The 13,462-nt window shown below is 69.5% G+C and carries 10 protein-coding genes and 1 pseudogene; 7 read left to right on the top strand and 4 right to left on the bottom strand.

Annotation, left to right across the window (positions count from 1 at the left end; genetic code table 11):
* Nucleotides 1–190, bottom strand: a pseudogene (locus CA984_RS47425) (hypothetical protein); the annotation flags it as partial.
* Nucleotides 191–533: 343 nt separating this feature from the next.
* Between CA984_RS47425 and mtrA the strand changes: the two are divergent.
* The 6 genes from mtrA (at nt 534) to CA984_RS36105 (ending at nt 7,575) form a co-directional block, all read left to right on the top strand.
* The gene (gene mtrA, locus CA984_RS36130) at nt 534–1,211 is read left to right on the top strand and encodes an MtrAB system response regulator MtrA (RefSeq protein WP_012888151.1); all 678 of its coding nucleotides are present in this window, start codon (nt 534–536) and stop codon (nt 1,209–1,211) included.
* A 27-nt stretch (nt 1,212–1,238) separates the two neighbouring features.
* Nucleotides 1,239–2,978 (top strand): MtrAB system histidine kinase MtrB, encoded by a 1,740-nt coding sequence (gene mtrB, locus CA984_RS36125; protein ID WP_086577901.1) that lies wholly within the window; start codon nt 1,239–1,241, stop codon nt 2,976–2,978.
* Nucleotides 2,968–4,755 carry an LpqB family beta-propeller domain-containing protein gene (locus CA984_RS36120; RefSeq protein ID WP_086577900.1) on the top strand — a complete coding sequence of 596 codons (1,788 nt, stop codon included), beginning with the start codon at nt 2,968–2,970 and terminating at the stop codon, nt 4,753–4,755. The genes mtrB and CA984_RS36120 overlap by 11 nt, the downstream gene beginning before the upstream one ends.
* Nucleotides 4,756–4,890: 135 nt before the next feature.
* Nucleotides 4,891–5,595, top strand: coding sequence for a ComF family protein (locus CA984_RS36115; protein WP_086577899.1), 705 nt, complete (start codon nt 4,891–4,893; stop codon nt 5,593–5,595).
* 523 nt (nt 5,596–6,118) lie between these two features.
* Nucleotides 6,119–6,775: a ribosome hibernation-promoting factor, HPF/YfiA family gene (gene hpf / locus CA984_RS36110; protein ID WP_086577898.1), complete on the top strand. Its 657-nt coding sequence runs from the start codon at nt 6,119–6,121 to the stop codon at nt 6,773–6,775.
* 95 nt (nt 6,776–6,870) lie between these two features.
* Nucleotides 6,871–7,575, top strand: coding sequence for a response regulator (locus CA984_RS36105; protein WP_086577897.1), 705 nt, complete (start codon nt 6,871–6,873; stop codon nt 7,573–7,575).
* Nucleotides 7,576–7,768: 193 nt separating this feature from the next.
* Here the strand turns inward: CA984_RS36105 and CA984_RS36100 are convergent, their stop codons facing one another.
* Complete coding sequence (locus tag CA984_RS36100; RefSeq protein ID WP_086577896.1) at nt 7,769–8,950, bottom strand: winged helix-turn-helix domain-containing protein; 1,182 nt, start codon at nt 8,948–8,950, stop codon at nt 7,769–7,771.
* A 90-nt stretch (nt 8,951–9,040) separates the two neighbouring features.
* Nucleotides 9,041–9,430 carry an HGxxPAAW family protein gene (locus CA984_RS48375; RefSeq protein WP_242676362.1) on the bottom strand — a complete coding sequence of 130 codons (390 nt, stop codon included), beginning with the start codon at nt 9,428–9,430 and terminating at the stop codon, nt 9,041–9,043.
* Between the two features lie 252 nt (nt 9,431–9,682).
* Between CA984_RS48375 and secA the strand changes: the two genes are divergently transcribed.
* Nucleotides 9,683–12,490 (top strand): preprotein translocase subunit SecA, encoded by a 2,808-nt coding sequence (gene secA, locus CA984_RS36090; protein ID WP_086577895.1) that lies wholly within the window; start codon nt 9,683–9,685, stop codon nt 12,488–12,490.
* A gap of 75 nt (nt 12,491–12,565) precedes the next feature.
* Here secA and CA984_RS36085 read toward each other — a convergent pair whose 3' ends face one another.
* Nucleotides 12,566–13,075, bottom strand: coding sequence for an Rv3235 family protein (locus CA984_RS36085; RefSeq protein WP_086577894.1), 510 nt, complete (start codon nt 13,073–13,075; stop codon nt 12,566–12,568).
* Between the last annotated feature and the right edge of the window lie 387 nt (nt 13,076–13,462).

The raw sequence follows: 13,462 nt of genomic DNA, 5'->3' as shown, positions 1-13,462 counted from the left end.
GCCAGCCCCCGCCCCACCGGCCCGGCCCGTACGGCCCGCCGTGGGGCTGCTGCGGGGGCGGCGGCGGTGGCGCGCCGGGACCGGAGCCGGGCGCGGTCCACGGTGATCCCGGGGCGTCGCCGTACGGCGGAGGTTGGTTGGACGCCCAGCCGGGTGGCGTGTCGGGAGTGGAGCCGTGACCGTCTGACATATCCCAATCCTGACATGTGGACACACCGATTGTGGTGCCCGGGAGATCTCGGCGAGGTTTCACACGCCGGGAGATCGACGGAGATGCCGGAGGGATGGCCGAGACACCGTCGTTTACCGCAGACTGGGGACGTGACCACCTCCGCTTGGCGTTCGCAGTCGCCGAGACCGGAGTTGGCCGCACGGGGGCACTCCTAAGCGCTTTACGTTGTGTGCGCCTAAAATTCGGCATTCGGATGGCTGGTAGTCGGCAGGTGTCATCCAGTGGCCGGACAAGGGTAATCTTCGACGACCGTGCCGTTTACCCCAAAAACTCCCAAACTGCGTAAAACGAATGAGGGGCCATGAAAGGACGCGTGCTGGTCGTCGACGACGACGCCGCTCTCGCCGAGATGCTCGGCATCGTGCTGCGCGGAGAGGGTTTCGAGCCCTCCTTCGTCTCCGACGGGGACAAGGCCCTCGACGCGTTCCGCGACACCCGGCCGGATCTGGTCCTCCTCGACCTGATGCTGCCCGGCGCCGACGGCATCGACGTGTGCCGTCGCATCCGCGCCGAGTCCGGTGTGCCGATCGTCATGCTGACGGCCAAGAGCGACACCATCGACGTCGTGCTCGGCCTGGAGTCGGGGGCCGACGACTACATCGTCAAGCCGTTCAAGCCCAAGGAGCTGGTGGCCCGGGTCCGCGCGCGGCTGCGCCGCACCGACGAGCCGACGCCGGAGATCCTCCAGATCGGCGACATCACCATCGACGTCGCCGGGCACTCGGTCAAGCGCGACGAGGAGACCATCAACCTCACCCCGCTGGAGTTCGACCTGCTGGTCGCGCTGGCCCGCAAGCCGCGCCAGGTCTTCACCCGTGAGGTCCTGCTGGAGCAGGTCTGGGGATACCGGCACGCAGCCGACACCCGACTGGTCAACGTGCACGTCCAGCGGCTCCGCGCCAAGATAGAGAAGGACCCGGAGCACCCGGAGATCGTGGTGACGGTCCGGGGAGTCGGTTACAAGGCCGGCCCGGCCTAGCCCGCACGGACCTCCCGGACCCCCGACATGCCGTCCTCGCCGAAGAAGCGCCGCCGTACCCCGCGCCAGGTGGTGCGGGGCATCCGCCGGCGGGCCCGTCGCGCCGCGGGAGGCGTGCGCCGGGTCTGGCGGCGCTCCCTGCAGCTGCGCGTCGTCACCAGCACGATGGTCATCTCCATCGCGGTGGTGGCCGTGCTCGGCGTCTTCCTCATGCAGCAGATCATCGCGACCACGCTCCAGGACCGGGAGCGCGCGGCCAGGAGCGAGGCGCAGGCCGACCGGAACGCGGTGCTCGGCTACCTGAACCGGCCGTCCGGCGACGTCTCCAAGCCGTCCGTCGATTCGGGCGACGGGCTCCAGCGGGGTGGCGACAGCCCGCTCAGCCAGGCGGTCTACGCCCTCGCCGGGCGCGCGGGGGCCGTCCCCCGCTACTCGGTGATCGCCCGCAACGACAACCGGCCCGGGGAGTTCTTCGTCACCCCGAGCATCGATCCGCGCAGCATCCCGTCCGGGCTGCGCGAGGAGGTGTCCAAGAAGGAGGCGGGCGAGGACAGCACCCACTACGGGGACCTCTACTACGAGGGCAGGCGCGAGCCGGTGCGCGGCATGGTGATCGGCACCCGCCTCGACACCTCCGGGACCATGCTGGACAGCGGATACGAGATCTACCACCTCATCCCGCTGGACAAGGAGGAGGAGACCCTCAACTCGGTCCTGCGGATGCTCGTCGCGGTCGGCGCCGCCCTGGTGCTGCTGCTGGCTGCCATCGCCTCGCTGGTCACCCGCCAGGTGGTCACGCCGGTACGGCTGACGCGGCAGGCCGCCGAGCGGCTGGCCGCCGGACGCCTGGACGAGCGGCTGAAGGTCCGCGGCGAGGACGACCTGGCCCGCCTGGCCACCTCCTTCAACGACATGGCCGCCAACCTGGCGTTGAAGATCCACCAGCTGGAGGAGCTGTCCCACGTCCAGCGGCAGTTCGTCTCCGACGTCTCGCACGAGCTGCGCACCCCGCTGACCACCGTGCGGATGGCCGCCGACCTGCTCTACGACGCCCGCGAGGACTTCGACCCGATGGCCGCCCGCTCGGCCGAGCTGATGCAGAACCAGCTCAACCGGTTCGAGTCGATGCTCGCCGACCTGCTGGAGATCAGCCGCTACGACGCGGGCGCGGCCGAGCTGGACGTCGATCCGGTGGACGTCAGGGACGTGGTGCTGCGCGCCGTCGCCGACTCCGAGGCGCTGGCCGAGCGCCACTCGACCCGGTTCGACCTGCGCCTGCCGGGCGAGCCCTGCATGGCCGAGATGGACAGCCGCCGGGTCGAGCGGATCCTGCGCAACCTGCTGTTCAACGCGATCGAGCACGGAGAGGGCCGCGACATCGTCGTCTCGGTGGGGGCCGACCGCGACGCGGTGGCGGTGGCGGTACGGGACCACGGGGTGGGTCTCAAGCCGGGCGAGGAGAACATGGTCTTCGACCGGTTCTGGCGGGCCGACCCGTCCCGCGCGCGGACGATCGGCGGCACCGGCCTGGGCCTGGCGATCTCCCGCGAGGACGCCGTGCTGCACGGCGGCTGGCTCCAGGCCTGGGGGGCGCAGGGCGAGGGGTCGCAGTTCCGGCTCTCCCTGCCCCGGGTGGCCGGGGCGCCGCTGCGGGGGTCGCCGCTGTCGCTGGTCCCGCCGGAGGTGGAGATGCGGCGGACATGGCGGGGGCAGATGACCCCGGTGCTCTCACCGGCGGTCGCCGACGGGGGAAACGATGCGGACTAGCACGGGACGACGGGTGGGGACGGTCGGCCTGATCGTCGCGCTGACCTGCGGGGTGACGGCCTGTTCGGTCATCCCCACCGGGGGCAAGCCCATCTCGGTGGGCAACCCCCGCAAGGGCAACCCGCTGGGCGACCCGTACGCCCGGGTGATCGCCGTGCCGCCGAGCGCGGACTGGTCGCCGGAGGAGGTCGTCACCGGGTTCAGGGCCGCGATGGCGAGCGTCGACGACCCCGGGCGCGACGTCGCGCGCAAATACCTCACCGACACCTTCGCCAGGGAGTGGAATCCGCAGAGCGGGGTGACGGTCTACAAGCAGGACGGCAAGCAGGACGAGTACGAGAAGGCCCCGCCCGTCCAGACGGACGCCAAGCAGACCCGGGTCACCCTCAAGGGCACCGTGACGGCCATGATCGACCAGGACGGCCGCTACTGGCCGAAGGGCGGGAGCCTGAACGAGCCCTTCACCCTCGTGAAGGGGGCGCAGGGATGGCGGATCAGCGCGGCCCCCGAGGGGCTGATGCTGTCCGAGGCGGACGTCGACCGCGCCTACCTCAAGGTGGACCTGTACTTCCTGGACTCGGCCTGGAAGGGCCTGGTGGCCGACCAGGTCCGGGTGCCCATCGACCCGACGTCCAACTTCGCCAAGACGGCGGTGGAGCGGCTGCTGAAGGGGCCGAGCAGCCTGCTCAAGAAGGCGGTGAACTCCGCCTTCCGTCCGGGCACCAAGCTCATCGACGTCACCACGGAGAACAACCGCGTCGTCGTCGACCTGACCAAGCCGGTGGACTCCGACCGGATCGCCCCGATGTCCGCCCAGCTCGCCGGGACGCTCGCCGAGCTCACCAAGGGCGGCTGGGGCTTCGAGGTCAGGGTCGAGGGCAAGCTGTACTACTCCGACAGCCTGCTGGCGATCGACGCCCAGCAGCACGCGGATTTCGACCCCTGGACGGCTCCCCGCGACGTCTACCCGTACTACCTGGCCGACGGCGCCCTGCAGATGCTGGGCAAGGAGAACGTCGGCCAGCCGGTGCAGGGCAGGGCGGGCGAGAAGGACGGCACGCGCACCCGTCCGGCGATCAGCGGCCAGGGGCAGGTGGCGGCCCTGTCGGCGGACGGCACGAAGGTCTCGGTCGCGCCGCTCGCCCCGGGGGGCGAGTGGCAGGACTGGGTCACCGGCGACTCCCTCACCCCGCCCTCCTGGGACCGCTACGACACGCTGTGGACGGTCAACCGCCCCAACGGCCACAGCTCGGTGGTGGTGCGGCGCGACGGCAGGCAGCAGTACCAGGTCTGGGCCCCCGACCTGAACGCGGTCCACGTCACGTCGCTCAAGGTCGCCCGGGACGGGGTGCACGTCGCGGTGGTGGTCAAGAACGGTACGGAGGAGGAGGTCAAGATCGGCACGGTCGTCGGCCAGGGGGACGGCACCCGCATCACCGACCTGCAGTCCGTGGTGGACGGCGACGGCAACCAGACGATCAAGGATATCGCCTGGAAGGACGGCAAGACCCTCTACGTGCTCACCGGCAAGTCCGACCTGCTGGAGGCCTCCGTCGCGGCGGAGCCCAAGACCCTGGCCTCCGACTCCCGGATCGAGAGCATCACCGCCCTGGACGGCTCCCTGCTGGCCGGGGCGCAGGACGACAACGGCAACCGGCAGGTCCTGTACTGGAACCGCACCTCGGCCAAGTGGGAGCCCATGGTCAAGGACGAGAAGGGCACCGTGCTCTTCTCCGAGAAGGACGGCCCCTCCTCCCCGGCCTACCCCCTGGGCTGAGGGGTGTCCCTCCTCCGTGCGGGGGCGTGGCCGCGATGGGCGGCACCCCGCCTCCGTGAGGGGAGTTAGAGCTGATATGGGTGATTTCTCCCTCCGTGAGCGGGGTTTGTCGGTGCCGCCTGGCACCGTGGAGCCGTGCCGACAGCCCTGCTCGACCTGGTCCTGCCGCCCCGCTGCGCCGGATGCGGCGTGCCCGGCGCTCTCGTCTGCCCCCGGTGCGCAGCGGAGCTGCACGGACGGCCCGCGTGCCGGATGCCCGTCCCGTCGCCGCCGGGCCTGCCCGAATGCTGGTCGGCGACCGACTACACGGGAGCCGCGCGCCGGGCGATCATCGCCTACAAGGAGCGCGGCCGTACGGCCCTGGCCCATCCCCTCGCCGGGGCCCTGGCGCTGACGGTCGTCGCCGCGGTCGGCGGCCGGCCGGTCACGCTGGTCCCGGTGCCGAGTGCCCGGCAGGCCCTCCGGCGGCGCGGGCACGATCCGGTGACCCGGCTGACGGCGCTGGCCGCCGGATACCTCCGCGCGGCGGGGTGGCCGGTGACCGTGGCGAAGATCCTCGCCCAGCGCCGCAGGATCGCCGACCAGGCGGGGCTGAGCTCGCTTCAGCGGGCCGAGAACCTCTCTCTGGCATTCAGGGTTACGGCTGCCCGGAAAGGGCCCCTGCCGGGCTCCTGGGGCGGCGCGGGGCCGATTGTGCTGGTGGACGACATCGTCACCACCGGCGCGACGCTCGCCGAGGCGGCCAGGGCGCTGCGTGAGGCCGGTGCGGCGGTCCCGCTCGCCGCCACGATCGCCGCGACACGCCGGAGGGGGCAAAGTCCTTATCGTGACGGAGGGTGAAGGAGGATTGAGTGGCCGGTCTCACCGCAGGGCCACACCTCCCTGTCCCGATCAAGGATTTGCGGCTGCTCAATCAGTGTGAGAAGCACTTGTATACAGGGGTATCGAGCGGCCGAAGCGACTGCCCCGACGCCCGGTCGGCCGGTGGGTGATCACGCAAAGTGATCCTTTCGGCGGTGTCCAAGCTGACATTCGGTCGGGATGCGGATAGCGTCTGAGCCATGGCACCCGCTCGGGTCCGTGGTTGCGCCGGACCGACTCCCGCAAGGGGGCCGGCTCGGTTAGCCGATGCCAGCCGCAGGCCAAACGGTCCACGTAAGACGACTCTTTGTCGATCGATCACGGTGCGGCTTAGAGGTAAGTCCTGCCTTCCCGGGGAGCCAGATGTTCCTCGCCAGAAGAGAAGGGCATGTAGTGGCAAAGAGCTGCGAAACCCTCAGCAGGCGGATGTGGGGACGAAGACCAGGTCGGCCGAGCGGGTGCCGCAGCAGTACCACCGTCGAGGTTCGAAGGGGGTCCGTGCATGGACATCATCGTCAAGGGTCGGCACACCGGAGTGAGTGACCGATTCCGCGACCACGTGACTACCAAGCTGGCCAGGATCGAGCGTTTGGACCACAAGCTCATCAGCGTTGATGTGGAGGTGACCAAAGAGAGCAACCCCCGCATCACCGGGCAGCGCGAGCGGGTCGAGCTCACCATCCACTCCCGCGGGCCCGCAGTCAGGGCCGAGGCCACAGCCGACGATCGCTTCGCCGCTCTCGATATTGCACTCGGAAAGCTTGAGGGAAGACTCCGGCGCCTCGCTGACCGACGCAAGATCCACCACGGCAACCACTGCCCCCCGTCGCTCGCCGAGCTGGCCGCCACCGCCCTTGCGGAGACCCTGGAGGCCATTCCCCCACGGCCGCGTGAGGAGCCCGAGGCCCAGTCGGAGTTCGAGGCCGACTCGCCCGAGGACAAGACCATCGTCCCCATCCAGATGGACGGTGACGGGCCGCTCGTGGTCCGGGAGAAGGCCCACCAGGCCGACCCGATGACCATCGACCAGGCCCTGCTCGAGATGGAGCTGGTCGGTCATGACTTCTACCTGTTCCGTGACAAGGAGAGCGGCCAGCCGAGTGTCGTGTACCTACGCCAGGGCTACAACTACGGCGTGCTGCGGCTCGTAGAACCCTGACAGACGCGTTTGAAGATCCTCTCCGACCAACCCGAGGACCCTGAAACCCGTGTAATCATGGCGGTCCAACGGCTCTGGCCCCCCGAGGAGGAGGCGTGACGGAACCCGACGAGGCGACCCGCCCTGCCAGGAGTGGTGACCCGATCCGCGTGCTCATCGTCGATGACCACGCGCTGATCCGGCGCAGTCTGGAAATGGCGCTGAGCGCGGAGACGGACATCGAGGTGGTCGGCGAGGCGAGCGACGGTCAGGAAGCGGTCGAGCTCGCCGACCGCCTCACCCCCGATGTCATGCTCATGGACGTCCGGATGCCCCGTAGGAGCGGCATCGAGGCCACCCGTGCGATCAAGGCCTCGGTGCCGAGCACACGGATCATCATGCTGACGGTGAGCGACGAGGAGGAGGACCTCTTCGAGGCGATCAAGGCGGGTGCCACCGGCTACCTGCTGAAGAACGTGCAGCTCGACGAGGTCCCGGAGGCCGTGCGCGGCGTCCACGAGGGACAGTCGCTCATCAATCCGGCGATGGCCGCCAAGCTCATCACCGAGTTCGCGAACATGAGCCGCAAGGAGGCCGAGCGGCCCCCCCAGCTCCCCGTCCCCCGGTTGACCGACCGGGAGATGGAGGTGCTCCGCCTGGTCGCCAAGGGGATGAACAACCGCGAGATCGCCAAGCAGTTGTTCATCTCCGAGAACACCGTGAAGAACCACGTCCGCAACATCCTGGACAAGCTTCAGCTCCACTCCAGGATGGAGGCGGTGGTCTACGCGGTCCGCGAGCGGATGCTCGAGATCACCTGACACGCCGGGTGCGGCGCTCCGTCCGGGGCGCCGCACCCGCGGGTCCGGTGGTCAGCGGGCCACGACCCGGTGGTCGGCGGGTCCGGAGTTCAGCGGCCCGTGATCTGGTGGTCAGCGGGCCTCGACCCGGTGGTCGGCGGGTCCGGAGTTCAGTGGCCCGTGATCTGGTGGTCAGCGGGCCTCGACCCGGTGGTCAGCGGGTCAGGGCGTGCCGCAGGGGCTCGGACAGGTGCGGGTCGACGCGGTCGACGCGGACGTCGTCGCAGCCGACCCAGCTCGCGGCCTCCCACAGCGCGTCGGCCAGTGACTCGACGCCCTTGCGCTGGTTGACGCCGGGTTCGAGGCTGACCTGGCGGCCGACCAGAGTGGAGCCCTCCCGGGCGGGATCGACCCGGCCTATCAGCCGGCCCCCGGCGAGGACGGGCATCGTGAAGTAGCCGTGGACGCGCTTCTCCTTGGGGACGTAGGCCTCAAGCCGGTGGTTGAAGCCGAAGACGCGGGCGGTCCGGGCGCGGTCCCAGACGAGGGAGTCGAACGGCGACAGCAGGGTCGTGCGGTGGCGGCCCCGCGGCTCGCCCTCCAGGGCGGCCGGATCGGCCCACGCGCTCGCCGAGCGGTCCGGCCAGCCGGAGACCTGGACCGGGGTGAGGCCGGCGCTGCCGTCGAGCAACGAGGCGTCCAGGAGGGCGGCGTAGACGGGCCTGAGGCGGAGGAAGTCGACGAGGTCGGCCCGCGTGGCCACGCCGAGGGCACGGCCGGCGATCCCGGCCAGACGGGTGATGCACTCGGCGTCGGAGAGGTCCTCGGCCACGAGGTGGGCGGGGACCGCGCGTTCGGTCAGATCGTAGACGCGGCGCCAGCCGACACGGCGGGTGCAGACGACCTCGCCGATGTCCAGCAGCCACTCGATGGCGATCTTCGAGTCGGACCAGTCCCACCACAGGCCGCCGTTCTTGGCGCCCCCGATGTCGGCGGTGGTGATCGGGCCGCTCTCGCGCACCTGCTCCAGCACCTTGTCCACGTTGTCGGGAACCTCGTGCCAGCGGAATTTCCTGGCGCGCAGATACCTGCGCCGGAAGGCGTAGAGAGGCCAGTCGTCGATCGGCAGGATGCAGGCGGCGTGGCACCAGTACTCGAAGGCCTGCGCCGGGTCGTCCCAGTAGGCGCGCTCGATCCGCTGCCTGCCGACGGCGCCGAGACGGGCGTAGGCGACGAGCTCGTGGGAGCGGGCGAGGACGGAGATCGTGTCGAGCTGGACGGCTCCCAGCCGGCGCAGGGTCGCGGGGGCGCCGCCGCGGCGGGCGTCGGCGCCGAGGAGGCCCTGGGCGCGGAGGATGATCCGGCGGGCCTCGTCGGCGGAGAGTGTGACCGTCATGATCGATCCCCGGGGGAGCCGGGGAGGGGATGGAACGTCAGCATGACGCCGAGGTTAGCGCTACACACCGACAAAATGTTTATGCCGGTGTCACTCGGACGGTTCCGCCCCGGTCTGCCGGTACGGCACGCGCGGGGTCTCGGCCACGGTCTGCCGCCGTGGCGGAGAGGCGTCCGTCCCGGTCTGCCGGTAGGGCGGCGGGGCATCGGTTCCGGCCTGCCGGTACGGCGGGGAAGTCCCGGTCCCGGCCTGCCGGTACGGCACGCGCGGGGCGTCGAGGATGACGTCCCGGAAGACCTGGAAGGCCAGCAGGAGGATTCCGCCCGGGACGCACACGGCCGCGCCCATCCAGAACAGCGGCCACATGGGGCCCAGGCACAGCCCCACCCCGCCGATGGCGAAACCCAGCACGATCACGGTCACGGCCAGCCATGACGACGCCCTGCCCGCGTGGCTCGTCGGCTCCGCGTCGTCCTCCACGGCGGCTCCCTCGGGTCGCGACGCGCCCGTAGATTCGACCTCTTCGCCATGCGCGTGCGCAAACCGGCATACCCTTTAGGCTGGCTACTACTCCCAATAAAAAGGGCGCGGGGAACTCCCCGGACGTGAAGAGCGTCTTTCAGGGTGGCTGTGTCTGGTGGTAGAACCGCCTACGATGGCAGCGGAGAACCGTGTCTCGTCCTCATCCGGGCCGGTCCGGCCACGGAAGACCTGCGAGGAGCTTTACCTAAAGTGCCAGCCTTTCTCGATAAGATTCTTCGCGCAGGCGAAGGCAAGCTTCTGCGTAAGCTCAAGCGGATCGCCGACCAGGTCAACTCCATTGAGGACGACTTCAAGAGCCTGACCGACGCCGAACTCCGCGCGCTGACCGCTGACTACAAGCAGCGTCACGCCGACGGAGAGTCGCTCGACGACCTGCTCCCCGAAGCCTTCGCCACCGTCCGTGAGGCCTCCCGCCGCGTGCTGGGCAAGCGCCTCTTCGACGTGCAGGTCATGGGCGGGGCCAACCTGCACATGGGCAACATCTCCGAGATGCGCACCGGTGAGGGCAAGACCCTCACCTGCGCGCTCCCCGCCTACCTCAACGCCCTCTCCGGCAAGGGCGTCCACATCATCACGGTCAACGACTACCTGGCCAAGCGCGACGCCGAGGAGACGGGCCGCATCCACCGTTTCCTCGGTCTCGAGGTCGGCGTGATCCTGGCGAACATGCCGCCCGACGAGCGCCGCAAGCAGTACAACGCGGACATCACCTACGGCACGAACAACGAGTTCGGCTTCGACTACCTGCGCGACAACATGGCCTGGTCGCTGGAGGAGTGCGTCCAGCGCGGCCACAACTTCGGCCTGGTCGACGAGGTCGACTCGATCCTCATCGACGAGGCCAGGACGCCGCTGATCATCTCCGGCCCCGGCGAGCAGTCCGGCAAGTGGTACGCCGAGTTCTCCAAGATCGTCCCCCGGCTCCGCAGGGGCACCGAGGGCAAGGACGGCGAGGAGAACACCGGCGACTACGCCGTCGACGAGAAGAAGCGCACCGTCGGCATCTTCGAGAGCGGCGTGGAGAAGGTCGAGGACTGGCTCGGCATCGACAACCTCTACAAGCCCGAGCACACCCACCTGGTCGGCTTCCTCAACAACGCGTTGAAGGCCAAGGAGCTCTACCGGAAGGACAAGGACTACATCGTCGTCGACGGCGAGGTCCTGATCGTCGACGAGTTCACCGGTCGAGTCCTGCACGGCCGCCGCTACAACGAGGGCATGCACCAGGCCATCGAGGCGAAGGAAGGCGTGAAGATCAAGGACGAGAACCAGACTCTCGCCACGATCACGCTGCAGAACTACTTCCGCCTCTACGAAACGCTCTCCGGCATGACCGGCACCGCGGCCACCGAGGCCAACGAGTTCCACCAGACCTACAAGCTCGGCGTCGTCCCGATCCCGACCAACCGGCCGATGATCCGCAAGGACCAGGCCGACGTGGTCTACAAGAACGAGGATGCCAAGTTCCTGGCCTGCGTCGAGGACATCAAGGAGCGCTACGAGAAGGGCCAGCCGGTCCTGATCGGCACCACGAGCGTCGCCAAGTCCGAGCGCCTGGCCAAGGAGCTCAAGCGCAAGGGCATCAAGCACGAGGTCCTCAACGCCAAGAACCACGCGCGTGAGGCGGCGATCATCGCCGAGGCGGGCCGCAAGCACGCCGTCACCGTCGCCACCAACATGGCCGGTCGAGGCACCGACATCATGCTCGGCGGCAACCCCGACTTCCGCGCCGACGTGGAACTGCGCAACCGTGGCCTGGACCCGGTCGAGACCCCCGACGAGTACGACAAGGCCTGGGGCGAGGCGCTGGAGAAGGCCAAGGAGGCCGTGCGGGCCGAGCACGACGAGGTCACCGAGCTCGGCGGCCTCTACGTGCTGGGCACCGAGCGGCACGAGTCGCGGCGCATCGACAACCAGCTCCGCGGCCGGTCCGGCCGTCAGGGCGACCCGGGTGAGTCGCGGTTCTACCTCTCGCTCGAAGACGACCTCATGCGCCTGTTCAACTCGGCCAGGGTCGAGATGATCATGACGCGGCTGAACATCCCGGACGACGTACCGATCGAGTCGGGCATCGTCTCCAAGGCCATCGCCTCCGCCCAGCACCAGGTCGAGCAGCAGAACTTCGAGATCCGCAAGAACGTTCTGAAGTACGACGAGGTCATGAACCGGCAGCGCAAGGTGATCTACGCCGAGCGCCGCCAGGTCCTGGAGGGCGCGGACCTGCACGAGCAGATCCGGGGCTTCATCAACGACGTCATCGACGAGTACGTCGCCGGCGCCACCGCCGAGGGCTTCGCCGAGGAGTGGGACCTCGACAAGCTGTGGAAGGCGCTCGGCCAGCTCTACCCGACCACCCTCACCATCGACGGCGTCATCGAGGAGGCCGGCGGTCGCGAGGAGCTCACCGCGGAGTTCCTCAACGAGAAGGTGAAGGCGGACGCGATGGCCGCCTACGACCTCCGCGAGGCGGAGCTCGGCCCCGAGACCATGCGGGAGCTGGAGCGCCGGGTCATCTTGTCGGTCCTCGACCGCAAGTGGCGCGAGCACCTCTACGAGATGGACTACCTCCAGGAGGGCATCGGCCTGCGCGCGATGGCGCAGCGCGACCCCCTGATCGAATACCAGCGCGAGGGCTTCGACATGTTCTCCCAGATGCTTGAGGGCATCAAGGAGGAGTCGGTCGGCTACCTGTTCAACCTCGAAGTCGAGGTGCAGACCAACCCGATCGTCGAAGAGCACGACCATGACCACGAGCACGAGGACGCGGCGGTCGCGGAGACCCGCTCGATCATCGCTCGCGGCCTGCGTGGCCCGCAGCGCCCCTCCGAGCTGGAATACACCGCGCCCGGTGAGAGCGGCGAGGTCGAGCACACCCGGATCAGCAGCAAGGCGGAGCGCGACGCCTACGGCAACGTCGAGCGCAACGCCCCGTGCCCCTGCGGCTCCGGCAAGAAGTACAAGCGCTGCCACGGCGACCCCAGGCACGTCGAGGCCTGACCGCCGACCGAAGGGCCCGCACTCCGTGCGGGCCCTTCGGCTTTCACGCGGCAGGGCAGACGCCACGGCGTGCGGTCAGGGGGTCGCCTCGAAGTCGGTGCACAGCCACTGCACGCCCTTGCGCTCCAGTCTCAGCGCCAGCACGCGCGGCCGGTCGCCGCAGTGCACCAGGACGCACATCTCCACGACCCCGTCCTTGGGCTGGGACACGTGCGGCGTGCCGACCAGCGGCGGCCGCGTGCAGTTGATGATCTTTCCGCTCCTGACCAGCTCGGCCTGGGTGCGTTCGGTCAGGTGCGTGGAGACGCTCGAAGGCGGCCGCCTGCCGGACAGGATCTCGGCGACGGCCTGGCCGAGGGCTCGCAGCCGTCGCTCGTCGGGGACCGCGCCCGGCGGCCCCCAGATCAACGGCCTGCGGACCGGCGGCTCGGCCGGCTCGGGGTCGTAGGCGAGGGCGAGGGCCCCCTGGACGTACGGCGGGGCGGCCGGGACATCCCCGGCTGGGCGCTCGTCGTCGTAGGGCGGCTCGGCGGAGGGGGACGGCGCGATCCGGGGGAGCGGAACCGGCCGTGGCGTACGGGACATGGCAACTCCGATTTTCGTCGGGGGAACTGACACATCTAGGAGTTTCCGGCCCCCTGTCCAGATACATCGGACGCCAACTTCCCCGTGATCCCCGGCGTTTCGCCCGTTTAGGCGGAGAAGATGACCTCAAGCTGGATCGGTTCCCGACCCGGTGGGCGCGGATTCCGGAATGAGCCGTGCTCTCCGGAAGGACGGCCGAAACGCCGTTCGGAGGGCGAGTGGACGGGCCGCAGGGGGACCGGTGGCCGTACCGGGTTCAGGGGTGGGGCCGTACCTCCGGAATGAGCCGTGCTCTCCGGAAGGACGGCCGAAACGCCGTTCGGAGGGCGAGTGGACGGGCCGCAGGGGGACCGGTGGCCGTACCGGGTTCAGGGGTGGGGCCGTACC

The organism is Streptosporangium minutum (assembly GCF_002149035.1).
Classification (GTDB): domain Bacteria; phylum Actinomycetota; class Actinomycetes; order Streptosporangiales; family Streptosporangiaceae; genus Streptosporangium; species Streptosporangium minutum.
This window is presented reverse-complemented; position numbering and strand designations above follow the sequence as displayed.